Below are 22,610 nucleotides of genomic sequence, written 5' to 3'. Positions count from 1 at the left end.
TCTTGCCTATTGCGCCACATCGAATGAATGGCGGTCGATCCGCTCCTGAAGCGCAGCCACGACGGCTTGCAGAAACTCCCGGCGCCTCGGGTTGGTCGTCGCCGTCAGCGTTATCTGTAACCGGCTTCTGATCCTGTTCAGAAATCCAACGTGATTGAAACTATCGGCGGCGATATTGACCTCTACCTCGTCCATGTAATGCGCCAGATGCGGCTCCAATACGAGATTTGCATCCGTCTGGTAGCAGGCAGCCATCTGTTCCCCAAGCGTAGATACCTGTGCATATGGACCATATTCGTCGATCATCAAATCTCCTTCCTCTAGCGCAAACAATTCTGACAGGCGCCTCATCATCACTGATAGGAAATAGGAAGCAATTGCCGGCTTTCAACGTTCCCTTTTGAAGCTTTGAATTTTCCGTGTTCGTGAAGGATGTCGCCGATACTTCGGTCGAGGCAGAGACGTGTCAAATGGCCGGCGGCTGCGCCGGGTGAGGCTGCGCTCAATCTACATCGTTGTTTTTACAAGATTTTACAGGAAAAATGGCGTCCACGAGAGGATTCGAACCTCCGACCCCAGGATTCATACCGCTTCGGCTTTCGCCGCCGTCCCGCCGTTGCCGGGCAAAACGTTCGTGGTCTGGACTGTCCCTTCACCATGGGCCGTCAGGCCTTTAGGTGCTGCCCATCCAGTCTCTACACCTTCACCGGATTTCTCCGGAGCTTGGCTCGGGATTGGCATGCTGGAAGACCAGCGAAGCTTTCCCCGACTTTGAGCAGATCGATTGCGTCGTTTCCGGGCGCAACCCCCAATTTGTCTTAGGAATCCTGTGCTCTATCCTGCTGAGCTACGTGGACACTGAATTGCTCTTTAACCTGACGATGCCTGCGGATCAACCGCGATCTTTATCGCGGCTGATCTCCTCCTCGGCTTTCTTCACTTTCGCCGGCAATCAGCTCGTCAGGCGCTGTTCAGCCAGTTTCACCCAATAGGAAATGCCGTAGGCGATGGCCTCATCGTTGAAATCATAGCCGGGATTGTGAAGGCCTGCCGAATCGCCGTTGCCGATGAAGATGAAGCAGCCCGGTCTTTCTTTCAGCATGAAGGAGAAATCTTCACCCGCCATGGAAGGATCGACATCGGCGTCGACATTCGGTTCGCCCGCCACATCGCGGGCAACAAGGATGGCGTGGTCGGTCTCGGTGGCGTGATTGAAGGTCACCGGGCAATAACGCTCGTAGACGACTTCCGCTTCCGCTCCGTTGGCAAGGGCAATGCCTTCCGCCATCTGCTTGATGCGATCCTGCGCCAGATCGCGCACCGTTTCATCCAGGCTCCGCACCGTGCCGGCGATCAAGGCTTCGTTGGGGATGATGTTGTGGCTGGAGCCGGCGTGAAAACGGGTGACGGAGACGACGACGGAACGGATCGGATCGGCGTTGCGGGAGGCGATCATCTGCAGGTTGCCGACGATCTGCGCGCCGATGGTAATCGGATCGATGGTGCGGTGCGGCTGGGCCGCATGGCCACCGCGGCCCTTGACCGTGATCGAGAACTTGTCGGGTGCGGCCATGATGCCGCCCTTGCGGATGGCGAAGGCGCCGAGCGGAATGCCCGGCATGTTGTGCATGCCATAGACCTCGTTGATGCCGAAACGCTCCATCAGGCCGTCCTCGACCATGGCAAGCGCGCCGGCACCTCCTTCTTCCGCCGGCTGGAAGATGACGGCGATGGAGCCGGCGAAGTTGCGGGTCTCGGTGAGATATTTGGCCGCGCCAAGCAGCATGGCCGTGTGGCCATCATGGCCGCAGGCATGCATGGCGCCTGCGGTTTTGGAGGCCCAGGGCTTGCCGGTTTCCTCCAGAATTGGGAGAGCGTCCATATCCGCGCGAAAGCCGATGGTGCGATTGCCCGGAAGATTGCCCCTGATGACGCCGACAACACCTGTGCGACCGAGACCGGTCACGATTTCGTCAACGCCGAAAGATTTCAGCTTCTCCGCAACGAAGGCTGCGGTGTTGTCGACATCATATAAAATCTCGGGATTTTCATGCAGGTGATGCCGCCATTCGCTGACTTCCTGCTGGAGTTCGGCGGCTCTGTTCAAAATCGGCATTCGTTCATTCCTGGGTTCATCGGTACGGCGTGTCGTAAAATCCTATCCTCCGTGGTGGATAGTGCGCCGCATAATTGACGTAATCAATGTACTTTGCCATTGCTAGGACATATATGGTGAATATTGCCATTCCCCGACCGAAGACGGGAATTCGAGGACTAGCCTTGCCACAGACTTTTAAATCGCCAAACGCCGCCCGGCGGCTCTCCGCAGCTATTGCCATCATGACCGCGGGCCTCGTGGCCGTGGTGCCCGTGGCAAATGCCAATCCGAAAATGGTGGTCGATGTCAAAACCGGCAAGGTGATTTCCCACCAGGAAGCCTTCCGCAAGTGGTATCCCGCTTCGCTGACCAAGCTGATGACCGCCTATATCGCCTTTTCACAGATGAAGGCCGGCAAGATCAGCCCGCAGACGGAAGTGGTGATGAGCAAGAAGGCCGCCGACCAGCCGGCCTCGAAAATGTACTTCAAGCCGGGCCAGAAGCTGACGATGGACAGCGCCTTGAAGCTGCTGCTCATCAAATCCGCCAATGACATCGCCGTGGCGATCGCCGAGACCATCGGCGGCACCAGCGACAATTTCGTGGCGCAGATGAATGCGCAGGCGCAGCGGCTGGGCATGAGTTCCACCCGTTACATCAATGCCAATGGCCTGCCCGGCAAGGGGCAATATACGACCGCCCGGGATCTGGCGCTGCTGGCGCTGATCATCAAGCGGGAATTCCCGGAATATGCCCATTATTTCTCGCTGGAGGGCGTCAGCACCGGCAAGAAGAACTACGCCAACTTCAACATGCTGGTTGGCCGCTTTGATGGCGCTGACGGCATGAAGACCGGTTTCATCTGTGCCTCCGGCTTCAACCAGGTATCGTCAGCCGTGCGCAATGGCCGCTCGGTCATCACGGTCGTGCTGGGTGCGGACAGCCTTGCCGGGCGCACCGACCAGTCGGCCGATCTGCTGCAGATGGGGCTGACTGCGCCTTCCGGCCAGGGTGTTTCGCTTGCCTCGCTGGCGCCCTATGGCGATACCGGCGACGTGAATGATGTCAGCGCCGAGATCTGCAATCCGAAGGCCGCCAAGGTGCGCAGCGAAAGCCGCGACGAGGCTGGCCGCATGGTCATCCATTCGCCCTACGTGCAGGAAATGACCCGCCCGCCGGAATATTCCTTCGCCGGTCTCATTCCGGGCAGCGAGACGGTGGCGGTGAATGCCGCCAAGGGAGCTGGCAAGGGTGAACTCGCGAACGTGCCGATCCCGATCCCGCGCCCGACATTCTGATCGTCGGTGGTGGCCTTGAGGGGCCAGTGCCGGGGTGGCGATGCACTTTGTGTATTCGCAGGCCAATGATGTTATGATATTACAATGTCGCTCGTGGCTTCCAGCCTCGGGCGATTTCTTTTAGCTCCATGCGGCTCCGGGTTTCGCGTCGTCCAGTGACCTGCCGGAGCGGCCATCAACATACAGGCAAGTCATGTCTCGCGATCGCATCCCGGTTTCCATCATCACCGGATTTCTCGGCGCCGGAAAATCGACGCTGCTCAACCGGCTTCTCAAGGATCCCGCGATGAGCGATGCGGCGATAATCATCAATGAATTCGGCGATGTCAGCATCGATCACATGCTGGTCGAAAGCGCCGGCGAGGGCATCATCGAACTGGCGGAGGGTTGCCTCTGCTGCACGGTACGTGGCGAGCTGGTGGATACGCTGGCGGAACTGATGGATGGTATCCAGACAGGCAAGCTGAAGCCGGTAAAACGGGTGGTCATCGAGACCACGGGTCTTGCCGATCCCGCCCCCGTCATGCAGTCGGTCATGGGCAACCCCGTTATCGCACAGAATTTCGTGCTGAACGGCATGATTACGGTGGTGGATGCCGTGAATGGCCTTTCCACTCTGGATAACCATCAGGAGGCGGTGAAACAGGCGGCCGTGGCCGACCGTCTGGTGATGACCAAGCGCGCGCTTGCCAATGCCGCCACGATTTCCGCGCTGACAGCTCGCCTTCAGGCCATTAATCCGCGTGCGACAATTGAGGATGGTGACAAAACCGACTGGAGCGCTGCGGGGCTTCTCGACAACGGACTTTACGATGCCGGCAGCAAGAATGCCGATGTCGGCCGCTGGCTGGGCGAAGAGGCGGCGCACGATCACGACCACCATGACCATCACCACCATCATGGCGACCACGACGACCATCACCATCATCACGATGTGAACCGGCACGATGCATCCATCCGGTCCTTCTCAATCATCCACGACCAGCCGGTAAGTCCGATGGCGATCGACATGTTCGTGGATTTGCTGCGCTCGGCGCATGGTGAAAAGCTCCTGCGCATGAAGGCGATCGTCAAGCTGTCGGATAATCCGGGCCGGCCACTGGTGCTCCATGGGGTGCAGAATATTTTCCACACGCCCGAGCGCCTTTCGGCATGGCCGGACCCGGCCGATCAGCGTACGCGCATGGTGCTGATTACGAAGGATTTGCCGGAGGCGTTTGTAAAAGACCTGTTCGCCGCCTTCACAAGTGCACCGGGCATTGACCGGCCGGACAGGCAGGCGATGACGGATAATCCGTTGGCGGTTTCCGGGTTGCGGTTTTAGGTCGCGCCGTGATGGCCTAGGTCGATGGGTGTAGTTCACCCCCTCTGTCCTGCCGGACATCTCCCCCTTAAGGGGGAGATCGACTTGCGGCTAGGTCTCGCCCATCTTAACCGTTGCGAATGTAGTGGCGACGGCGCATCTTGCTGATCTCCCCCCTTGAGGGGGAGATGCCCGGCAGGGCAGAGGGGGGTGAACCACCGGCGACACCGTCAAATGTCGGTTTCCCCGCCCTTCACAATTCGAAACCGATGCCCCTTATCCAGCGCAGTGGTCTCAACCAGACTATGCCCATCTTCATTACACATATGGGTAATATCGATCACCGCCAGCGGATCGGTCGTCTCGACGGTCAGAACATCGCCCCTCTTCAGGGTTGCGAGTTTCTTGCGGCTTCTCAAAACCGGAAGGGGGCATTTAAGCCCCCTCAAATCATAAGCGATCTCGGCCGTTTCGCTCATTCCTTGGCCCAAAACTTCCAGAACGGCTTCTTTTCCGGCGCTTCCGGTGCCGGTGCGGCGGAATAGGCAAGCGGGTTCATGGCCGGAACGGGGACGCTCTGGGCGGCAGCTCCGGTCTGACCGGCTGCGGCCGGGGTGGCCGAGGCAACCATCGTCGGTGCCGCGGGCGCCGGGTTCGATTGCGGTGCCGTGGCGGGCTGGACAGCCGAAGGACGCGGACCGCGCAGGGCCGAGGCGGTTGCGGTTGTGGCCGGTGAGGACGACGTCACCTGCTGCGCCTTCTTCTCCATCAGCGCGGCATATTCCGTTTCCTTCATCAGCTTGCCAGCTTTCAGCGCCGAGCCGGTCGGCGCATAGGCGGGTTCGCGGCCCTTGCGCTTTTCGGCCACCAGCGCCTTGCGCTCCGCCTCGCTCGGGTCGTACCAGGCCATGCCGTCATATTTCTTCATCGCCGTTGCATAGGCGAGATCGTAGGTCTTTTCGTAGCTCGACAGCGCGCTTGCGAGTGCCGGCGGCGTGCTCATCGGCGGGCACTGGGCGGCGGCATTGAAACTGCCGCCTTCGGTCTGCTGGTTGAAGACATATTTCTTCTCGCAGACATTCACTTCCGGCGGGCGCTTGGTGACTTCGAAATTGTCGTAACCGACCTTCAGCATCTTCCAGAATTGGAGATGCTCGCTCTGGCGATGGCGAGCCATGTTTTCCGCCGTCATGCGGAAGGGGAAGGCCTGCAGCTGCACGGTTTTCTGGCCGCCCTTGAAGGCGTCGCGCGCGAAACCGTAGATTTCAAGAATCTGTGCATCCGTCATCGAATAGCAGCCAGAGGACGAGCAGGCGCCATGGATCATCAGATTGGTGCCGTTGCGGCCATTAGCGGCATCGTAACGGTTCGGAAAGCCGGTATTGATGGCGAGATAATATTTGGAGTTCGGATTGAGATGCGCGGGCGTCAGGTTGTAGAAACCTTCCGGCGCCTGCCGGTCACCCTCTTTCACCTTGGGGCCGAGTTTGCCGGACCATGCGCAAATCTCGTAGCCGGCGATCTTCTCGAAACGGTTGTCGCGCCTCGCTTTCCAGATTTCCAAGGCACCTTCTTCCTTGAAGATGCGGATCATAATCGGTGAGGTACGGTCCATGCCCCTTTTGTCGATCTCGGCCAGAATGGACGGAGACAGCGGGTAATCGACCTTGTTCTTGACGTGTGAGACGTCGCGCTCAACGGTTTCGAGCGTATCGTTGCAGCCGGCAAGAACGAGCGCGGTGCAGGCAAGAAGTGCAAAATGTGTCAAACGCATGATCTGATCCGAAAGACGATGGCACGAAGCGGCGGCAGTTCTACACCGTCCCGTGTGTATTTTAAATACGGTATTAACCGTTTACATCTTCTTAACTCAAATCGGATCCGCCCCCGCGGCCACCGATACATCTTTTGATGTGACCGGACTATGGCCGAGTTGGGGCGATATTCAAGGAAAATAAGGCCGGGCTTAAAGGTTCCGGCCGATATCCAGGAATTTCTGGCGGCGTTCGGCGCGCAGCTGTGTGCCGGAACGCTGGGAAAGATCGGCCAAAGCCTTGGCGATGACGTCACCGGTTGCATTGATGACGGTTTCCGGGGCGCGATGCGCGCCGCCGATCGGCTCCGGAATGATGCCGTCGATGACGCCGAGCGACTTCAGATCTTCCGAAGTGATCTTCATATTGGTCGCGGCTTCCTTGGCGCGGGTCGAATCGCGCCAGAGAATGGAGGCGGCACCTTCCGGCGAGATCACCGAATAGATCGCATGTTCGAGCATGTAGACGCGGTTGCCGGTGGCGATCGCGATTGCGCCGCCCGAGCCGCCTTCGCCGATGACGACGGAGACGATCGGCACCTTCACGTTGAGGCACATTTCCGTCGAGCGGGCGATGGCTTCGGCCTGGCCGCGCTCTTCCGCGCCAACACCGGGATAAGCGCCAGCCGTATCGATGAGGGTGATGACCGGCAGCGAGAAACGGTCGGCCAGTTCCAGCACACGGATCGCCTTGCGGTAACCTTCCGGGCGCGGGCTGCCGAAATTATGCTTCAGGCGGCTCTTGGTGTCGTTGCCCTTTTCCTGGCCGATGATGGCGACGGGCTGACCGTTGAAACGGGCAAGGCCCGCCTGAATGGCGGCGTCTTCGGAAAATTTGCGGTCACCGGCGAGCGGCGTGAAATCCGTGAACAGCGCTTTGGCGTAGTCGACGAAATGGGGGCGCTGCGGATGACGCGCGACCTGCGTTTTCTGCCAGGCGTTCAGCTTGGAATAGATGTCCTGCATCGCGTCGTTGACGCGCGATTCCAGACGGTTGATCTCCTCCGAGGTGTCTATGCTCTCGTCTTCATCGGCAAGCTTCTTCAGCTCGATGATTTTGCCCTCAAGGTCCGAGATAGGTTTTTCGAAGTCGAGATAATTGTGCATGAGATCCGTTTCCGATCGTTTTGCGCAAGGTTTGACCGGATTATCCGGCGGTTCCGGTCGCTCTAATCAAGGTTTTTGCCCTGTTTGGCAAGGGGGTGATGTGTTTGTACCAGCTCTTGCAAGCGTTCTTCCAGCACATGTGTATAGATTTGTGTCGTTGAAATGTCGGAATGGCCGAGCAGTTCCTGCACCGCGCGCAGATCCGCACCATTCTGCAGGAGGTGGCTGGCAAAGGCGTGACGCAGGACATGCGGCGATATCACGGACGGGGTCAGACCCGCGCGAATGGCGATGTCCTTGAGGTCGCGGGCGAAGACCTGGCGGGGCAGGTGCCCTTGCCTGCTGCTGGAAGGAAAGAGCCATGGGCTCTCCGTGGCTGCGGCCTTTTTCGGCGCCTTGTCTTTTTCCTGTACGAGCGCCTTTCGGGCTGCCTCGTATTTTTCCATCGCCTCGATGGCGGCACGGGAAAGAAGAACCATGCGGTCCTTGTTGCCCTTGCCGCGGATCATCAGGAAGCGGCCTTCCTGGCGTAGCACCTTGACGGGCAAGGAGACGAGTTCGCTGACACGCATGCCGGTGGCATAAAGCAACTCAAGCAGCAGATGCATGCGGATGCGGGCAAGCTGGCCGGGACCTGCGGTTGCAGCCTCTTGCGCCGCGAGCCCAAGTAGCCTGTTCACATCGGCGACGCTCATCGTTTTCGGCAGGGCGAGGCCTTTCTTGGGCGCATCGATGATGCCGGTCGGGTCGTCACCGCGCAGCCCTTCCGAATAAAGAAAGCGATAAAACTGCCGCATGGAGGAAAGGCGTCTTGCCTGCGAGGTTGCGGCAAAGCCCTGAGTGGAAAGGTGGGTCAGATAGGCGGAAAGGTCTGGTGTTGCGGCATCGGTCAATGACTGGCCGCGGTGGCTGAGAAATTCACTGAGATCGACAAGGTCGCGCTCATAGGAAGAGAGCGTGTTGGCGGCGGCGCCGCGCTCGGCGCTCATCATTTCCAGAAAACTTTCGAGCCGCGCGCCGTCGCGCCCTGTCGTCGGTTGCCCGTTCATGGGGTGCGCCTTGCCGGTTCTGTCGCCGGCGGGTTCAGCCGCTCGGAGGGGATGCGCACAGTCACCTCGCGGTCGCGCGGCTTGACGACCATGACGAGCAGCACCATGCCGCCATAGATCAGCCCCCCGATGGTCGCCAGTATCATCGTGAAGCGGAAGAGGGTGGGCATGGCGGCTCCGTAAGGGTGGCGGTCGAAATCTATATGCGGTGCGGCGAAAGCGGCGACAAGATCAAAATGGCCGCTCCGCCCCGTGCCGCATGCGGCGATGATTGTGATTCACCGCAATTCAGTCAGCAATTTGGCTTGACGCTTCGTAAACATTTGCAGATATCCATGCCAAACGGGCTTTCAAATTTATGAATGAAACGAATTTATCCGTCCCGGCCACACTCGGGGAGCAAGCGCGGGCAAAGCTCGGACGGCGCAACATCGTCTTCGTCGGGCTGATGGGGGCTGGAAAGTCGGCGGTGGGCCGCATGGTCGCCCAGCAGCTCAAGGTTCCGTTCATTGATACGGATGTCGAAATCGAGCGCGTATCGCGCATGACGATATCGGAACTTTTCGCCACCTATGGCGAAGAGGAGTTCCGGGCGCTGGAAACGCGGGTCATCAAGCGCCTGCTGCGCGGAGGCCCCAAGGTCATCTCCACCGGCGGCGGCGCCTTCATCAATGACAATACCCGCCGGCACATTACGCGCGGCGGCATTTCATTTTGGCTGAAGGCCGATCTCGAGGTGTTGTGGGAAAGGGTCAACAAGCGCGACCACCGTCCGCTTCTCAAGACCGAAAATCCCAAGGCCACCCTGGCGGCGCTGATGGAGAAGCGCTACCCGATCTATGCGGAAGCGGACATGACCATCGAATCCCGTGATGTCCGCAAGGAAATCATCGTGACCGAAGTGTTGACCGCCATAGCCGGCATCGAACAGAAAGACTGACACCATGACGCCTTCCGAAATCCACGCCGATGAACGTCTCGTCCATGTGCCGCTCGGCGAGCGCGCCTATGACATTCTGATCGGGCCTGGCCTGATCGGCCGGGCGGGCGGTGAAATTTCGGCGCGGCTGAAGGGCAGGCGCGCGGCGATCATCACCGATGAACATGTCGCGCCGCTTTATCTCGAAGGTCTGATGGATGGCCTGCAGACTGATGGCATCGAGGCCGTTTCGCTCACCCTGCCGGCTGGCGAAAAGACCAAGAGCTTCGAGCATCTGGTCACCGTCTGCGATGCGGTTCTGGCAGCAAGAGTGGAGCGTAACGATGCGGTGATCGCACTCGGCGGCGGCGTTATCGGCGATCTCGCCGGTTTTGCGGCGGGCATCGTGCGCCGCGGTGTGCGCTTCGTGCAGATACCGACCTCGCTGCTGGCGCAGGTCGATTCTTCCGTCGGCGGCAAGACCGGCATCAACACCCGCCACGGCAAGAACCTCGTCGGCGTTTTCCACCAGCCCGATCTGGTGCTGGCGGATACGGCGGTGCTCGATACGCTGAGCCCGCGGGAGTTCCGCGCCGGTTATGCCGAAGTCGTCAAATATGGCCTGATCGACAAGCCGGATTTCTTCTTCTGGCTGGAAAAGAACTGGGATGAAATCCGCACCGGCGGCCCTGCCCGCATCCAGGCGATTGCGACCAGCTGCCAGGCCAAGGCCGATGTGGTGGTGGCCGACGAGAAAGAAAACGGCGTGCGCGCCCTTCTCAATCTCGGCCACACCTTCGGCCATGCGCTGGAAGCGGCGACCAATTATGACAGCAAGCGGCTGGTTCACGGCGAAGGCGTCGCCATCGGCATGGTGCTGGCGCACCAGTTCTCCGCACGCCTGAACCTCGCAAGCCCTGATGATGCGGCCCGCGTCGAAGCGCATCTGAAGGCAGTTGGCCTGCCGACAACGATGAAGGATATTCCCGGTGAACTGCCGCCGGTCGAAACGCTGATGACGGCGATCGGGCAGGACAAGAAGGTCAAGGGCGGCAAGCTCACCTTCATCCTCACCCACGGTATTGGTCAGTCCTTCGTGGCTGACGATGTTGCGGCGTCCGAGGTGCAGTCCTTCCTGTCGGAGAAGCATCCGGGTTAAGTTATCCCCGGCGCCACGCGGTCAAAAGGCGCCGGTCTCGCTGGCAAGGCGTCCTATCGTTTGCAGCGGCATCGTCGACACATCTGCACGCCTTTGAAATCGGATTTTGCCGCCGCCGAAGGTTTCATAAAGCTGCAAATGTCCCGCAAAGGAGGATGACGTCGTCCGCGTCCAATAATCTCCTGCCCAAGCCAGAAGTGCCGCCTGATCGCTTTCGGTCTCGCCGTGCTGCGCTCCGCGCCGCAACAGGCCCTCGCGGCATTCTGCCCAGGGGAGGTCGAGCCATATCAGCACCTTCGCGCGCGGCAACGCCGTTTCAACCAGCCAGCCATAGACCCCTTCGATGATCCAGTCGCTGGTATTGGCATGCCGGGCCACCAGAAGTCTGGCTTCCGCCTCGTCCCGTTTGCGGCCATCCTCCTCCCAGTGAAGGCGATCGAGATCGTAAAAGGGCAATTTCAGCGCCGAACCGGCTTTTGCGGCGAGACTGCTTTTGCCGGATCCGCTGTTGCCGATGATGGCGATGCGGAGCGAAGGGCTGGCTGCTATCGACATTTGGGTAATCCGTCGAGTTAAGGTTCTCTCTTGAAATGCAGAATCTTTGCACCAACTGGATTTTTAGCCCGGAAATACGAAAGCAATGTTGCGTGGTTAAAACTAGAACCGCACCGCTTCCCCCGGCGCCGCCGCCTCGATCGCCAGCGCATGCAGCCCCGCGTCGAGTTCCGGCTTCAAAAGTGCGTTGATCGCCCGGTGGCGTTCGACGCGAGACTTGCCGGAAAAGCTTTCGGATACTATCTGAACACGCATATGCGTCTCGCCTGTGCCGGTCATATCCGGCTGGTGGCCCGCATGCATCTGGCTTTCATCGACGACCCTCAGGCGCTCGGGTGAAAAGCTCTCCCGGAGCTTGGTTTCTATGCGTTCTCGCAGGGACATGCGACGGGCTCCATTCTCGTTGGCTGGTCTTGAAGGGGGCTACCTAAAAGCCAGCAACATTCCGCTTTGTCAATTCTTGTTGTGCAGCTTTTCGCACCCCATAATCAGGGCATCATGAAACTGGATTCGAAATATTTCGATCGCATCCGCACGCGCCGGAAAAGGGAGCGGGAACCTGAGGTTCAGGCCCCCACCTGCCAGTGGGACGGATGCGATAAACCGGGCATTCACCGGGCACCCGTCGGCCGCAATGCCGAGGGGCAATTCTTCCTGTTCTGTTTTGAGCACGTGAAGGAATACAACAAGGGCTATAATTATTTTTCCGGCCTCTCCGACAGCGAGATTGCCCGCTACCAGAAGGAAGCGATCACCGGTCATCGCCCCACCTGGACGGTCGGCGTCAACAAGACGGCCCGCGACAGCCCGCTGCATTCCACGCTGCGTTCCGGCACGGCCAGCGGCAATGCCCGTATCCGCGATCCTTTCGGCTTTGCCGGCGGTTTTGCGGGCGGCGCAAAGGCAGGCGGCACCCGCCTGCAGCAGGACCGCAAATTGAAGACGCTGGAGGCAAAAGCCTTCGATACGCTCGGTCTTTCTTCCAGCGCAAAGCAGGAAGACATAAAAAGGCGCTACAAGGAGCTTGTCAAAAAGCATCATCCTGATGCTAATGGTGGCGATCGTGGTTCGGAAGAGCGTTTTCGGGCTGTTGTTCAAGCATATCAATTGTTAAAGCAGTCAGGTTTCTGCTAAGCCAACTTACGTGTTTACCGCCTGATTGATGATGTGGCCGGGTGGCTGCCGCCCGCCTTGGAGACGTGATGAGCAAAATCGACCTTGATATTTCCAACCTGCCCGACACGACGGTGTCCGTGCGGGAGGTTTTCGGCATTGATACGGATCTGCGGGTTCCCGCCTATTCGCAGGGCGACGCCTATGTGCCTGACCTTGATCCCGACTATCTGTTCGACCGCGATACGACACTCGCGATCCTTGCCGGTTTTGCTCACAACCGACGTGTCATGGTCTCCGGTTTCCACGGCACCGGTAAGTCCACCCATATCGAGCAGGTGGCTGCCCGCCTCAATTGGCCCTGCGTGCGCGTCAACCTCGACAGCCACGTCAGCCGTATCGACCTCGTCGGCAAAGACGCCATCGTCCTGAAAGACGGCAAGCAGGTTACCGAATTCAAGGACGGCATTCTGCCCTGGGCCTACCAGCACAATGTCGCGCTCGTCTTCGACGAATATGATGCCGGCCGTCCGGATGTCATGTTCGTTATCCAGCGCGTGCTGGAATCCTCGGGCCGCCTGACCCTGCTCGACCAGAGCCGCGTCATCCGTCCTCACCCGGCCTTCCGCATTTTCGCGACCGCCAACACGGTCGGCCTTGGCGATACGACGGGTCTTTACCACGGCACGCAGCAGATCAACCAGGCGCAGATGGACCGCTGGTCCATCGTCACGACGCTGAACTACCTGCCGCATGAGCAGGAAGTGAACATCATCGCCGCCAAGGTGAAGAGCCTCGACAATCCGAAGGGACGCGAAACCGTTTCCAAGATGGTGCGCGTGGCCGATCTCACCCGTTCGGCCTTCGTCAATGGCGATCTTTCCACCGTCATGAGCCCGCGTACCGTCATCACCTGGGCGGAAAATGCGGAAATCTTCGGCGATCTCGCCTTTGCCTTCCGTGTGACCTTCCTCAACAAGTGCGACGAGCTTGAGCGCACGCTGGTGGCCGAACAATATCAGCGGGCCTTTGGCGTCGAGCTGAAGGAAAGCGCTGCGAACATCGTTCTCAGCGCCTGATCGTCCCCGGCTTGTCCGGAGACGATTTCGATGACTTGAAGACGCCGGCAGACCGCGCACATATCGATGGGCGGTCTCCACGCGTCGGCAAATGACAGGAAAGACAATGGCAGCGCGCGGCGACAATTCCAGAGCAAAACCGGGTACGGCTGTTGATACGGAGCCGTTGCGTCAGGCGATTGCCGGATGCGTGCGATCCGTTGCCGGCGATGCCGAAGTCGAGGTCGTTTTCGCCAATGAGCGGCCGGGCCTTGCCGGTGAGCGCATGCGCCTGCCGGAAATCTCCAAGAAACCGACCGCGCAGGAAATCGCGATCACCCGCGGCCTCGGTGATTCCATGGCGCTGCGCCTCGCCTGCCATGACGCCGACACGCATGCGGTGATGTCGCCGCAGGGCGCCGAAGCGCGGCTGATCTTCGACGCGGTTGAACAGGCGCGCGTGGAATCGATCGGCGCGCTGCGCATGCCGGGCATGGCCTCCAACATCCAGGCCATGAACACGGAAAAATACGCCAAGGCCAACTTCGCCGGCATCACCAACAAGGACGACGCGCCGCTCGCCGAAGCCGTGGCGCTTCTGGTGCGCGAGAAGCTGACGGGCGAAAAGCCGCCGGAAAGCGCCGGCAAGGTTGTCGATCTGTGGCGCGATTTCATCGAGGACAAGGCCGCCGGCGACCTCAAGGATCTCTCCAGCGTCATCACCGACCAGAAGGCGTTTTCGCGGCTGGTGCGCAAGATGCTGACCTCCATGCAGATGGCGGAAGATTTCGGCGACGAGGATAACGAGCCTGACAGTCAGGAAGCGGAGTCCAACGAGGACCAGCCGCGCACCAACGAGACGGAAGAAGAGCAGGTCGAGGAAGAGGCCGGCTCGGACGCGACGCCCGCCGATGAAAACGAGGCCTCGCAGGAGGAAATGGAAGAAGGCGAGATGGACGGCGCCGAGATGTCGGACGAAGAAATGTCCGACGATCTCGACGAGGATTCCGAAACGCCCGGCGAGACCCGCCGCCCCAACAGCCCCTTCGACGACTTTAATGAAAAGGTCGATTATCGCATCTTCACGCAGGAATTCGACGAGGAAATCCACGCCGAGGAATTGTGTGACGAGGCCGAACTGGACCGTCTGCGCGCCTTCCTCGACAAGCAGCTCGCCCATCTTCAGGGTGCGGTCGGGCGCTTAGCGAACCGGCTTCAGCGCCGCCTGATGGCGCAGCAGAACCGTTCCTGGGACTTCGATCTGGAAGAGGGTTATCTCGATCCGGCTCGCCTCGTCAGGCTCATCATCGATCCCATGCAGCCGCTCTCCTTCAAGAAGGAACGCGACACCAAGTTCCGCGATACCGTCGTGTCGCTCGTCATCGACAATTCCGGTTCGATGCGCGGCCGGCCCATCACTGTTGCGGCCACCTGCGCGGATATTCTGGCGCGCACGCTGGAGCGCTCGGGCGTGAAGGTGGAAATTCTGGGCTTCACCACCAAGGCGTGGAAGGGCGGGCAATCGCGTGAGCAATGGCTGGCCAGCGGCAAGCCGGCTTCGCCCGGCCGTCTCAATGATCTGCGGCACATCATCTACAAATCGGCGGATGCCCCGTGGCGGCGCGCGCGACGCAATCTCGGCCTGATGATGCGCGAAGGCCTGCTGAAGGAAAACATCGACGGTGAGGCGTTGATGTGGGCGCATAACCGTCTGATCGGTCGCCCCGAGCAGCGCAAGATCATGATGATGATCTCGGACGGTGCGCCGGTCGACGATTCGACCCTGTCGGTCAATCCGGGCAATTATCTGGAACGGCACCTGCGCGCCGTCATCGAGCAGATCGAGACACGGTCGCCGGTGGAACTGCTGGCAATCGGTATCGGCCATGACGTGACACGTTATTATCGTCGCGCCGTGACCATCGTGGATGCCGACGAACTGGCGGGCGCGATGACCGAGCAGCTCGCAGCGCTCTTCGAGGATACGAGCAACGCTTCCGGTTCGTCCCGCAGGGTTCGCCGTGCGGGATAAGCGGGGCCGGGTTTTCTCCGCCTGTAAAACGCTCTCAATGGCCGCCATTCTGGCGGCCGCATCGCTGTTCCCGGTTTCCATCGGCGCTTCGACCATCGATGTGCCGGTGAGTGCGCGTCTTCTGTCTTCTTTCGAAGTCGGCACCAGCGAGAAACGTTTCGGCAAGCTGGAATTTGTCGGCGGCATGGTGATGAGCGCGCCGGAAAAACTGTTCGGGGCCATATCCTCCATCCGCTTCCGCCCAAACGGTGAGGATTTTATTGCGGTGCTGGATACCGGCCATTGGCTGACGGGCAGAGTCACGCGTGACGCTGTCGGGGCGCTGTCTGGCCTTGCTGAAGTCCGTATCACCCCCATGCTGGATATGAGCGGCCGCGAACCGCCGCGCAAGATGGAGATGGATGCCGAAGGGCTGGCGCTACGCGACGGCAAGGTTTTGGTCAGTTACGAGCAACGTCACAGGATCGATATCTATCCCGATCCAGGCTTCGCTACCTCGAAACCGCTCGACCGCCTGCCGCATCTCATCCCCAATAACGAGTTGCGCCATAATGGCGGCATGGAGGCGCTTGCTGTATCGCCGGCCGATTCGCCGCTCGCCGGCGCTCTCGTCGTGGTGGCCGAAAAGAGCATCGATACCGACGGCAATCTTCTTGCCGCCATATTGGAAGGCCCGCTCAAGGGCACATTTGCCGTTACCCATCACCCCTCATTCGACGTGACTGATGGCGCTTTCCTGCCAAACGGCGATCTGCTGCTTCTCGAGCGGCGCTTCAACTTCGCCGAAGGTGTGGGCATGCGCATCCGCCGCATCCGCGGGGCGGATATCCGGCCGGGCGCGGTGGTGGATGGCGAAATCCTCATGGAAGCGGGCATGGCCTACCAGATCGACAATATGGAAGGCATGGATGTGGTGAAGGGGCCGGACGGTTCCACGCGCCTCATCATCGTTTCCGATGACAACCACTCGTTTCTCCAGCGCAATCTGATGCTGGAATTCAAGCTGGTGGAGTGAATATCAGGCCTGCTCCTGTGCCGCCTTGTAGGCAGCCAGGAGATCCTCGACCGGAATGCCGTCGATCTTCATGCCGGTCATTCGGCACGCGGTTATCTGCGCGCCGGAGAGGTTCGTGTTGCTCAGCTTCAGTCCGGTAAAATTGACGTCATCGATCGACCAGCCGGACATGTTGCTGTCCGTAAACGACGCACCGGAAAAGTTGATGTCATTGAAGCGTGTGCCGGCCAGATTGACATTGTTGAAGACCGTCCCCGACAGATTGACGTTATCGAAGCTGGAGCCCGAAAGCGTGGCGCTCGTCGCATCCACAATGTCGATAACGTCCTTGATCTGCATGCCGATCCGCCTCCGAGCTTTGCCACGGACGGCAGATTGCAACGCCACCCGTGGGTTTGCAAGCGTGATCTGATCATGCATCCCCCGGCCTCAAATCTCGCTGACGGAAAGTATCAGCTCGGTTTGGCGGTGCCTGGCATGGGCTTCAGCGTGTTCATCAGCGCGCCATAAGGCAGCAGCATGACGAGGCCGACAAGGACCTTCACCGAAAGATCGCCCAGCGCCCAGGAAATCCACCGGGGGGCTTCCAGAGCGAAGATGCCGAGCAGCGGCGCGTTTTCGATGGCGAAGGCATCATTGGGGCCGACAAAGGAGAAGCTTGCTGCAAAGGCGATGGAGAAGAACAGAGCCGTATCCAGCACCGAGCCCAGCATCGAGCCGGCCAGCGGCGCATGCCACCAGCGCTGGCGGCGCAGGCGGTTGAACACGGAAATATCCAGCAGTTGGCCGATGAGATAGGCGGTGCCGGAAGCAACAGCGATGCGCGGGATGGATGTCCAGAAGGACAGCGTGACGCCGACGACGAAGCCCGCAAGCACGACGCGACGCGCGATGGACGGGCCGAACTGGCGGTTGGTCAGGTCTGTAACAAGGAACGCGATCGGATAGGTGAAGGCGCCCCAGGTCAGGAGGTCGCCGAGATTGACGCCGAACAGCGAGCCGGAGAGCGGGTATTGCACCAGAATATTGGACGCGACGACGACGAGCGTCATCAGCAGAACATAGATAAGCGTATAGCGCAGATAGGGCATTTTTTTATCCTGGGTGATGCCACCAGTTGGAGCCAAGCATCGGCGCGAAACGTCTCAAACGGTTTCCGCAAAACTCGATGCAACGAAAATCTAAAACAAACAAAAGGCTTGAGCGGCAAAAGCCATTCAAGCCCTCTGAATATCAGATGATATCGAAACCGCTATTAAGCAGCTTCAGCAGTCTTCTTGGCGATCTGGCGGCGCAGGAGACGAGCGCGCATGCTCAGTTCGTTTTCGCCGGACTTCAGAAGGAAGGCATCGAGGCCGCCACGGTGTTCAACGGAGCGCAGAGCGGCTGCGGAAACACGCAGGCGGAAGCGCTGGCCGAGAGCATCGGAGATCAACGTGACCTGGCAGAGGTTCGGAAGGAACCGGCGCTTGGTCTTGTTGTTGGCGTGGCTGACGTTGTTGCCCGTCTGGACGCCCTTGCCGGTCAATTCGCATACACGGGACATGGGTACACCTATTTCGTTTCGTCTGTTTCACCACTGGCTCGCCACCGGCAAAACCGGGGTGGCAATCCAACTGGCCATGATTGGAAAGTTGCGGTTCTATAGTCAGACGGGACTTAACAGTCAAGCCGCCCGCGAGCAAATCAAAGGAAATTCCGGCGTTTTCAACCGTCGTCCGCTTTTTTATTGCCACAAGTCAGCGTATATGGTCGCCCGATAAGGCCGCTTCCGCGCCTCTTTTAAGGTGATATCGAAATGATTGCCAGAGGAAAAAGCATTTTCATGGCCGCTACCATGGCGCTTGCGGGTGTCTCCCCCTCGCTCGCCGCCGAAGCGCGCCACACAAGCGAATACAGCATCAATCTCGGCATTTTGCCGATTGCGCGGGCAAGTTTTTCGACTCGCATGGATGGGCCGAATTATTCGATCTCCGGTTCCTTCAGCGCCGCCGGCCTTGCCAGCATCCTCAAGGATATTTCCGGCAAAACGACGGTTTCCGGCGCCAAGCGCGGCCACCGGCTGCAGGCCAATGAATATTCGCTGGTCTACAAGGACGGCAAGCGGGTGCGCACCTATGACGTCGTCTATCGCAACGGCAACGTCACATCGACGACAGTGAAACCCGAGCCTAAGGCGCGGCCGGACAACTGGGTTGACGTGAAGGACCGCGATCTGCGCTCGGTTCTCGATCCGATTTCCGGTCTCATCATTCCCGCGGGCGGCCGCATCTGCCCGACTCGCCTGCCGATCTATGACGGCGAATCGCGGCTGGATCTCGTTTTGAGCTCCAGCGGCACCAAGCCGTTCAAGACCAATGGTTTTAATGGCGACGCCATCGTCTGCAAGGCGCGTTATGTGCCGAAGTCGGGCTATCGGCAGGGACGCAAGGATATCGAATATCTGAAATCCATTTCGATGGAGATCTGGTTTGCGAAATCCAACAACATGGATGTCTATGCGCCGGTCTACGCCATCATTCCGACGCGGGTGGGACAGGTCTATATTACCGCCACGAAATACGGCGGCTGACCAAGATTGATGGCAGGGCAATTGAAAGCAGGCGTTGCCGCGTATTTCTTCTCCCCGTTCGGGGAGAAGGTGGCCCGAAGGGTCGGATGAGGGGGCACCCTCTCCGAATATCGCTACCGTTTCCCCCTCATCCCGCTGCCGCGGACTTCTCCCCGGCGGGGAGAAGAAACAAGCGGAGCACGACCGGGCTTTTGATTGCTCTCAGGGTTACGCCGCATCACCCGGCGACCAGCCGGGTTCCGCCATGACGAAGCTCGAAAAGGCAAAGCCCGGCGAGACGGTGCAGCCGACGAGGGTGAAATCGCCGAGGCTTTCGGCCGATTGCCAGCAATTGGCGGGAACGATCACCTGCGGGCGCTCGCCTTCCAGAATGGCGGGGCCGAGCGTGAAGGTCTGCACCTCCCGGCCGTCCTGCGAAAGATGCAGCGCAATCGGCGCGCCGGCATAATAGTGCCAGACCTCGACCGCATCGGTGACCCGATGCCAGTGCGAGCGGTCGCCTTTTTCCAGGAGATAATAGATCGCCGTGGAGTGGCCGCGCTCGCCGCCGGCCTTGTCACGGAAAGTCTGGTGGTAAAAACCGCCCTCGGGATGCGGCTCCAGCCCCAGTTCACGAATGATCGCCTGCGCGGATATATCCGTTCCCATCAGAAATTGTCCTTGCGCGTGCGGATTTCCGCGAAGACGTCGGCATCGGTGGCGCTTTCCAGGCCAAGATATTTGCGGATGCCGGGATCGGCCACCCGCATATAGGGATTGGTCTGTTTTTCGAGCCCGATACTGGTGGGAATGGTAAATTCATTCGCCTGCCGCGCCTTTTCCACCTGCTCCGCGCGGTCGCGCAGCACGGTATTGTCGGGATCGACGGTCAAGGCGAAACGGGCATTCGTCAGCGTATATTCATGGCCGAAATAGACCTTGGTCTCATCCGGCAGGGCAATGAGTTTCTGGAAGGAGTGCCACATATCCGCCGCCGGGCGTTCGAACAGGCGACCGCAGCCCATGGCGAACAGCGTATCGGCGGCAAACAGCAGCCCGTCATCCGGCATATAATAACAGATATGTCCCGCCGTATGACCGGGTGTGGCGATGATCTGAACGCGGCGACCGGCGAATTCGAATTCGTCGCCATCGGCCTGCGAGCGGTCGAGCCCGGGTATTGCAACAGCCTCATCATAGGGACCGTGAATTTCGCACTGAAACTTGTCCTTCAGCGCCAGATTGGCTTCCACGTGGTCCTGATGGTGGTGGGTGGTGAAAATATGCGTGAGCTTCCAGCCGTGGCCGTCGAGAGCATGCAGGATAGGACTTTCTTCCGGGGCGTCGATGGCGGCGGTCGCCCCGCTTTCGGGGTCATGCAGGAGAACCCCGAAATTGTCGCTGCGGCAAAGAAAGACGTCTATTTCCAAAGGTTTCATCTTATCCTCTCCATTTGCCGGCCAAAACCGGCGCATTCGCCCGCCTGACCTTCAATGTAAGGGCAGACGCCTTGAAGTCCAACCGCCTGATGCTACATTCTCGCCATGAATACCGATATCGTCGATCTGCGCGAATTCTATCATTCTCCGCTTGGCCGTTCGGCCGAGCAGGCGATCACCATGGCGCTTTCGACGCTCTGGCCGCCTTTGCCGGAAGAGCGTCTGGTCGGGCTGGGTTATGCCGTGCCGTTTCTGGAGCGGTTCCGCCACGATACGGAGCGCACCTTCGCCTTCATGCCGGCGGGGCAGGGGGCGGTGAACTGGCCGGCGGGCGAGCTTTCTTCCACCGCGCTGGTGTTCGATGAGGAACTGCCGCTGCCTGATTCGTCGATAGACCGTGTCCTGATGGTGCATGCGCTGGAATTTGCCGAAAATCCGCGCGAAAGCCTCAAGGAACTGTGGCGGGTGCTGGCGCCGGGTGGCCGCCTCGTCATCGTGGTGCCGAACCGCCGCGGCGTCTGGGCGCGCATGGAACATACGCCCTTCGGTTCCGGAAGGCCCTATTCGCGCGGGCAGCTGACGGCTCTTTTGCGAGAAACCAATTTCACACCGGGCGCCTCCGCCGAGGCGCTGTTCTTCCCGCCGACCACAAGCCGGCCGGTGCTGAAATTCCGTCGTTATCTCGAGCATACCGGTCGCCGGCTGTGGCCGCTATTTTCCGGTGTCATCGTGGTGGAAGCGCAAAAACGCCTCTATCAGGGATTGCCTGTCACGCAGCGTGCTTCGCGTCGGGTTTTCGTGCCGGTTCTGGCGCCGCAGGGGGTGCCCACCACCCGCGCCGCCGTGCAGCAGGGAAAGCCGCGCTAACCCTCGACAAAACGCACATTCCGGTCTAATGCCTCCGGCATTGCTTTTGCCGGGTTCTCCGACTTTTTTTAAGGCCGATAAAAATGAGCGCAGAGCTAAGCCAACCTGTTCCGCGTCCGGGTATTCTCGATATCGCCGCTTATGTTCCCGGAAAGGAACATGTCGATGGCGTCGCCAAGGTTTATAAGCTTTCCGCCAACGAAACGCCGTTTGGGCCGAGCCCCAGGGCGATACAGGCTTTCGGCACGGCTTCCGCCCATTTGGAACTTTATCCGGACGGTCACGCGGCTGCGCTGCGCTGCGCCATCGCTGAGGTTCATGGTCTCAACCTCGCCAATATTATCTGCGGCAATGGTTCGGGCGAGTTGCTGGAACTGCTTTGCAGGGTCTATCTTGGCGCGGGTGACGAGGCGATCGTTACCGAGCACGGCTTTCTCCTCTACAAAATCCAGATCATTGCAGCGGGAGCAACACCTGTTACGGTCAAGGAGAAGGATTGCACCGTCGACGTGGACGCTATTTTATCGGCGGTGACGCCGAAGACGAAGATGGTGTTCGTCGCCAATCCAGGCAATCCCACCGGCACCTATGTTCCTGTCGCGGAAATTCGCCGCCTGCAGGCCAGCCTGCCGAAGCATGTTCTTCTGGTGATCGATGCGGCCTATGCCGAATATGTGCGCAAGAACGACTATGAAACCGGCCTTGAGCTGGTGTCGGACAGGCCCAACGTCGTTATGACCCGCACGCTTTCCAAAGCTTACGGTCTTGCCGCACTGCGTATCGGCTGGATGTACGGCCCGGCGGACATCGTTGATGCGCTTAACCGTGTGCGTGGCCCGTTCAACCTGAATGCACCCGCGATTGCCGCCGGCACTGCTGCCTTGCGCGATCAGGCTTTTGTGGAAACGACCATCGAGCATAATCTTTTCTGGCGCGATAAGCTGACCCATGCGTTCACCGCGCTCGGCCTGACCGTCACGCCGTCCGTCGCCAATTTCCTGCTAATCCATTTCCCCGACCGGGACGGCAAGCGTGCGGCGGATGCGGATGAGTTTCTGAGCCGCCGCGGTTATATTCTGCGTGCGGTGCGCAGCTACGGTTTCCCCAATGCTCTCAGAATGACCGTCGGTTCGGAAGAGGCCAATCTCGGCGTCATGGCGACCCTTGCAGAGTTCATGGGGCAGGCCTGACGAACAGATCCCGTTCGAGCGGATCGCACTGTTTGGCATTGTCG

General features: G+C 59.7%; 26 protein-coding genes. 12 read left to right on the top strand and 14 right to left on the bottom strand.

Annotated features, from left to right (window positions below; genetic code table 11):
• Positions 1 to 6: 6 nt before the first annotated feature.
• Complete coding sequence (locus V6R85_RS12205) at positions 7 to 306, bottom strand: hypothetical protein (RefSeq protein WP_112356468.1); 300 nt, start codon at positions 304 to 306, stop codon at positions 7 to 9.
• Between the two features lie 646 nt (positions 307 to 952).
• Entirely contained in the window at positions 953 to 2,116 is a 1,164-nt protein-coding gene (locus V6R85_RS12200) for a M20 aminoacylase family protein (protein ID WP_111833924.1), read from the bottom strand.
• A 224-nt stretch (positions 2,117 to 2,340) separates the two neighbouring features.
• Between V6R85_RS12200 and V6R85_RS12195 the strand changes: the two genes are divergently transcribed.
• Entirely contained in the window at positions 2,341 to 3,396 is a 1,056-nt protein-coding gene (locus tag V6R85_RS12195; protein WP_162695483.1) for a D-alanyl-D-alanine carboxypeptidase family protein, read from the top strand.
• 193 nt (positions 3,397 to 3,589) lie between these two features.
• Positions 3,590 to 4,720, top strand: a complete 1,131-nt coding sequence (locus V6R85_RS12190; RefSeq protein WP_111833922.1) for a CobW family GTP-binding protein — start codon at positions 3,590 to 3,592, stop codon at positions 4,718 to 4,720.
• Between the two features lie 209 nt (positions 4,721 to 4,929).
• Here V6R85_RS12190 and V6R85_RS12185 read toward each other — a convergent pair whose 3' ends face one another.
• The 5 genes from V6R85_RS12185 to V6R85_RS12165 form a co-directional block, all read right to left on the bottom strand.
• The gene (locus tag V6R85_RS12185) at positions 4,930 to 5,178 is read right to left on the bottom strand and encodes a sulfurtransferase TusA family protein (RefSeq protein WP_003509859.1); all 249 of its coding nucleotides are present in this window, start codon (positions 5,176 to 5,178) and stop codon (positions 4,930 to 4,932) included.
• On the bottom strand, positions 5,175 to 6,473 hold the full coding sequence (locus tag V6R85_RS12180) for a L,D-transpeptidase family protein (protein ID WP_111784693.1): 1,299 nt from the start codon (positions 6,471 to 6,473) through the stop codon (positions 5,175 to 5,177). Before V6R85_RS12180 ends, V6R85_RS12185 begins: the two co-directional genes overlap by 4 nt.
• Positions 6,474 to 6,665: 192 nt before the next feature.
• Entirely contained in the window at positions 6,666 to 7,619 is a 954-nt protein-coding gene (locus V6R85_RS12175) for an acetyl-CoA carboxylase carboxyltransferase subunit alpha (RefSeq protein ID WP_080864766.1), read from the bottom strand.
• Between the two features lie 62 nt (positions 7,620 to 7,681).
• Complete coding sequence (xerD, locus tag V6R85_RS12170) at positions 7,682 to 8,668, bottom strand: site-specific tyrosine recombinase XerD (protein ID WP_111833921.1); 987 nt, start codon at positions 8,666 to 8,668, stop codon at positions 7,682 to 7,684.
• A complete protein-coding gene (locus V6R85_RS12165; RefSeq protein WP_111833920.1) occupies positions 8,665 to 8,838 on the bottom strand; it encodes a histidine kinase in 174 nt (57 codons plus the stop codon). Before V6R85_RS12165 ends, xerD begins: the two co-directional genes overlap by 4 nt.
• Before the next feature lie 188 nt (positions 8,839 to 9,026).
• On the opposite strand from V6R85_RS12165, the gene V6R85_RS12160 reads away from it, so the two are divergent.
• Together V6R85_RS12160 and aroB are read left to right on the top strand one after the other, a co-directional pair.
• The gene (locus V6R85_RS12160; RefSeq protein ID WP_003509869.1) at positions 9,027 to 9,608 is read left to right on the top strand and encodes a shikimate kinase; all 582 of its coding nucleotides are present in this window, start codon (positions 9,027 to 9,029) and stop codon (positions 9,606 to 9,608) included.
• 4 nt (positions 9,609 to 9,612) lie between these two features.
• Complete coding sequence (gene aroB / locus V6R85_RS12155) at positions 9,613 to 10,746, top strand: 3-dehydroquinate synthase (protein ID WP_003509871.1); 1,134 nt, start codon at positions 9,613 to 9,615, stop codon at positions 10,744 to 10,746.
• Between the two features lie 21 nt (positions 10,747 to 10,767).
• Here aroB and V6R85_RS12150 read toward each other — a convergent pair whose 3' ends face one another.
• Entirely contained in the window at positions 10,768 to 11,301 is a 534-nt protein-coding gene (locus V6R85_RS12150; protein ID WP_003509872.1) for a hypothetical protein, read from the bottom strand.
• Between the two features lie 102 nt (positions 11,302 to 11,403).
• Positions 11,404 to 11,685 carry a BolA family protein gene (locus V6R85_RS12145; protein WP_003509873.1) on the bottom strand — a complete coding sequence of 94 codons (282 nt, stop codon included), beginning with the start codon at positions 11,683 to 11,685 and terminating at the stop codon, positions 11,404 to 11,406.
• A gap of 114 nt (positions 11,686 to 11,799) precedes the next feature.
• On the opposite strand from V6R85_RS12145, the gene V6R85_RS12140 reads away from it, so the two are divergent.
• The 4 genes from V6R85_RS12140 (at position 11,800) to V6R85_RS12125 (ending at position 16,519) form a co-directional block, all read left to right on the top strand.
• Positions 11,800 to 12,435, top strand: coding sequence for a J domain-containing protein (locus V6R85_RS12140; RefSeq protein ID WP_020012181.1), 636 nt, complete (start codon positions 11,800 to 11,802; stop codon positions 12,433 to 12,435).
• 68 nt (positions 12,436 to 12,503) lie between these two features.
• Positions 12,504 to 13,493 (top strand): cobaltochelatase subunit CobS, encoded by a 990-nt coding sequence (cobS, locus tag V6R85_RS12135; protein WP_003509875.1) that lies wholly within the window; start codon positions 12,504 to 12,506, stop codon positions 13,491 to 13,493.
• 106 nt (positions 13,494 to 13,599) lie between these two features.
• Complete coding sequence (cobT, locus tag V6R85_RS12130) at positions 13,600 to 15,504, top strand: cobaltochelatase subunit CobT (protein ID WP_003509876.1); 1,905 nt, start codon at positions 13,600 to 13,602, stop codon at positions 15,502 to 15,504.
• Between the two features lie 37 nt (positions 15,505 to 15,541).
• Entirely contained in the window at positions 15,542 to 16,519 is a 978-nt protein-coding gene (locus V6R85_RS12125) for an esterase-like activity of phytase family protein (protein WP_031234115.1), read from the top strand.
• Between the two features lie 3 nt (positions 16,520 to 16,522).
• Here the strand turns inward: V6R85_RS12125 and V6R85_RS12120 are convergent, their stop codons facing one another.
• The 3 genes from V6R85_RS12120 to rpmB form a co-directional block, all read right to left on the bottom strand.
• A complete protein-coding gene (locus V6R85_RS12120) occupies positions 16,523 to 16,858 on the bottom strand; it encodes a pentapeptide repeat-containing protein (protein ID WP_020811446.1) in 336 nt (111 codons plus the stop codon).
• A 113-nt stretch (positions 16,859 to 16,971) separates the two neighbouring features.
• Complete coding sequence (locus tag V6R85_RS12115) at positions 16,972 to 17,610, bottom strand: queuosine precursor transporter (protein ID WP_003509887.1); 639 nt, start codon at positions 17,608 to 17,610, stop codon at positions 16,972 to 16,974.
• A gap of 164 nt (positions 17,611 to 17,774) precedes the next feature.
• Positions 17,775 to 18,065, bottom strand: a complete 291-nt coding sequence (rpmB, locus tag V6R85_RS12110) for a 50S ribosomal protein L28 (RefSeq protein ID WP_003509888.1) — start codon at positions 18,063 to 18,065, stop codon at positions 17,775 to 17,777.
• On the opposite strand from rpmB, the gene V6R85_RS12105 reads away from it, so the two are divergent.
• Both V6R85_RS12105 and V6R85_RS12100 read left to right on the top strand, forming a co-directional pair.
• The gene (locus tag V6R85_RS12105) at positions 18,064 to 18,282 is read left to right on the top strand and encodes a hypothetical protein (RefSeq protein WP_162695482.1); all 219 of its coding nucleotides are present in this window, start codon (positions 18,064 to 18,066) and stop codon (positions 18,280 to 18,282) included. The genes rpmB and V6R85_RS12105 overlap by 2 nt on opposite strands.
• Positions 18,283 to 18,317: 35 nt before the next feature.
• A complete protein-coding gene (locus tag V6R85_RS12100) occupies positions 18,318 to 19,091 on the top strand; it encodes a DUF3108 domain-containing protein (protein WP_003509889.1) in 774 nt (257 codons plus the stop codon).
• A gap of 207 nt (positions 19,092 to 19,298) precedes the next feature.
• Here V6R85_RS12100 and V6R85_RS12095 read toward each other — a convergent pair whose 3' ends face one another.
• Together V6R85_RS12095 and gloB are read right to left on the bottom strand one after the other, a co-directional pair.
• On the bottom strand, positions 19,299 to 19,739 hold the full coding sequence (locus tag V6R85_RS12095; protein ID WP_020012174.1) for a cupin domain-containing protein: 441 nt from the start codon (positions 19,737 to 19,739) through the stop codon (positions 19,299 to 19,301).
• Complete coding sequence (gene gloB, locus V6R85_RS12090; RefSeq protein ID WP_003509891.1) at positions 19,739 to 20,509, bottom strand: hydroxyacylglutathione hydrolase; 771 nt, start codon at positions 20,507 to 20,509, stop codon at positions 19,739 to 19,741. The genes V6R85_RS12095 and gloB overlap by 1 nt, the downstream gene beginning before the upstream one ends.
• Before the next feature lie 105 nt (positions 20,510 to 20,614).
• Here gloB and V6R85_RS12085 point away from each other — a divergent pair, with 105 nt between their 5' ends.
• Positions 20,615 to 21,376, top strand: a complete 762-nt coding sequence (locus V6R85_RS12085; RefSeq protein ID WP_003509892.1) for a class I SAM-dependent methyltransferase — start codon at positions 20,615 to 20,617, stop codon at positions 21,374 to 21,376.
• Between the two features lie 83 nt (positions 21,377 to 21,459).
• Positions 21,460 to 22,566 carry a histidinol-phosphate transaminase gene (hisC, locus tag V6R85_RS12080; RefSeq protein WP_111833919.1) on the top strand — a complete coding sequence of 369 codons (1,107 nt, stop codon included), beginning with the start codon at positions 21,460 to 21,462 and terminating at the stop codon, positions 22,564 to 22,566.
• Positions 22,567 to 22,610: the final 44 nt, after the last annotated feature.

It is taken from the genome of Agrobacterium sp. CCNWLW32 (genome assembly GCF_037083425.1).
Lineage (GTDB): Bacteria > Pseudomonadota > Alphaproteobacteria > Rhizobiales > Rhizobiaceae > Agrobacterium > Agrobacterium radiobacter.
This window is presented reverse-complemented; position numbering and strand designations above follow the sequence as displayed.

Excerpts from the sequence above, each read along its gene's own strand:
- V6R85_RS12205 (WP_112356468.1), bottom strand. The coding sequence starts at position 306 with ATGATCGACGAATATGGTCCATATGCACAGGTATCTACGCTTGGGGAA.
- V6R85_RS12200 (WP_111833924.1), bottom strand. The coding sequence starts at position 2,116 with ATGCCGATTTTGAACAGAGCCGCCGAACTCCAGCAGGAAGTCAGCGAA.
- V6R85_RS12195 (WP_162695483.1), top strand. The coding sequence starts at position 2,341 with ATGACCGCGGGCCTCGTGGCCGTGGTGCCCGTGGCAAATGCCAATCCG.
- V6R85_RS12190 (WP_111833922.1), top strand. The coding sequence starts at position 3,590 with ATGTCTCGCGATCGCATCCCGGTTTCCATCATCACCGGATTTCTCGGC.
- V6R85_RS12185 (WP_003509859.1), bottom strand. The coding sequence starts at position 5,178 with ATGAGCGAAACGGCCGAGATCGCTTATGATTTGAGGGGGCTTAAATGC.
- V6R85_RS12180 (WP_111784693.1), bottom strand. The coding sequence starts at position 6,473 with ATGCGTTTGACACATTTTGCACTTCTTGCCTGCACCGCGCTCGTTCTT.
- V6R85_RS12175 (WP_080864766.1), bottom strand. The coding sequence starts at position 7,619 with ATGCACAATTATCTCGACTTCGAAAAACCTATCTCGGACCTTGAGGGC.
- xerD (WP_111833921.1), bottom strand. The coding sequence starts at position 8,668 with ATGAACGGGCAACCGACGACAGGGCGCGACGGCGCGCGGCTCGAAAGT.
- V6R85_RS12165 (WP_111833920.1), bottom strand. The coding sequence starts at position 8,838 with ATGCCCACCCTCTTCCGCTTCACGATGATACTGGCGACCATCGGGGGG.
- V6R85_RS12160 (WP_003509869.1), top strand. The coding sequence starts at position 9,027 with ATGAATGAAACGAATTTATCCGTCCCGGCCACACTCGGGGAGCAAGCG.
- aroB (WP_003509871.1), top strand. The coding sequence starts at position 9,613 with ATGACGCCTTCCGAAATCCACGCCGATGAACGTCTCGTCCATGTGCCG.
- V6R85_RS12150 (WP_003509872.1), bottom strand. The coding sequence starts at position 11,301 with ATGTCGATAGCAGCCAGCCCTTCGCTCCGCATCGCCATCATCGGCAAC.
- V6R85_RS12145 (WP_003509873.1), bottom strand. The coding sequence starts at position 11,685 with ATGTCCCTGCGAGAACGCATAGAAACCAAGCTCCGGGAGAGCTTTTCA.
- V6R85_RS12140 (WP_020012181.1), top strand. The coding sequence starts at position 11,800 with ATGAAACTGGATTCGAAATATTTCGATCGCATCCGCACGCGCCGGAAA.
- cobS (WP_003509875.1), top strand. The coding sequence starts at position 12,504 with ATGAGCAAAATCGACCTTGATATTTCCAACCTGCCCGACACGACGGTG.
- cobT (WP_003509876.1), top strand. The coding sequence starts at position 13,600 with ATGGCAGCGCGCGGCGACAATTCCAGAGCAAAACCGGGTACGGCTGTT.
- V6R85_RS12125 (WP_031234115.1), top strand. The coding sequence starts at position 15,542 with ATGGCCGCCATTCTGGCGGCCGCATCGCTGTTCCCGGTTTCCATCGGC.
- V6R85_RS12120 (WP_020811446.1), bottom strand. The coding sequence starts at position 16,858 with ATGCAGATCAAGGACGTTATCGACATTGTGGATGCGACGAGCGCCACG.
- V6R85_RS12115 (WP_003509887.1), bottom strand. The coding sequence starts at position 17,610 with ATGCCCTATCTGCGCTATACGCTTATCTATGTTCTGCTGATGACGCTC.
- V6R85_RS12105 (WP_162695482.1), top strand. The coding sequence starts at position 18,064 with ATGGGTACACCTATTTCGTTTCGTCTGTTTCACCACTGGCTCGCCACC.
- rpmB (WP_003509888.1), bottom strand. The coding sequence starts at position 18,065 with ATGTCCCGTGTATGCGAATTGACCGGCAAGGGCGTCCAGACGGGCAAC.
- V6R85_RS12100 (WP_003509889.1), top strand. The coding sequence starts at position 18,318 with ATGATTGCCAGAGGAAAAAGCATTTTCATGGCCGCTACCATGGCGCTT.
- V6R85_RS12095 (WP_020012174.1), bottom strand. The coding sequence starts at position 19,739 with ATGGGAACGGATATATCCGCGCAGGCGATCATTCGTGAACTGGGGCTG.
- gloB (WP_003509891.1), bottom strand. The coding sequence starts at position 20,509 with ATGAAACCTTTGGAAATAGACGTCTTTCTTTGCCGCAGCGACAATTTC.
- V6R85_RS12085 (WP_003509892.1), top strand. The coding sequence starts at position 20,615 with ATGAATACCGATATCGTCGATCTGCGCGAATTCTATCATTCTCCGCTT.
- hisC (WP_111833919.1), top strand. The coding sequence starts at position 21,460 with ATGAGCGCAGAGCTAAGCCAACCTGTTCCGCGTCCGGGTATTCTCGAT.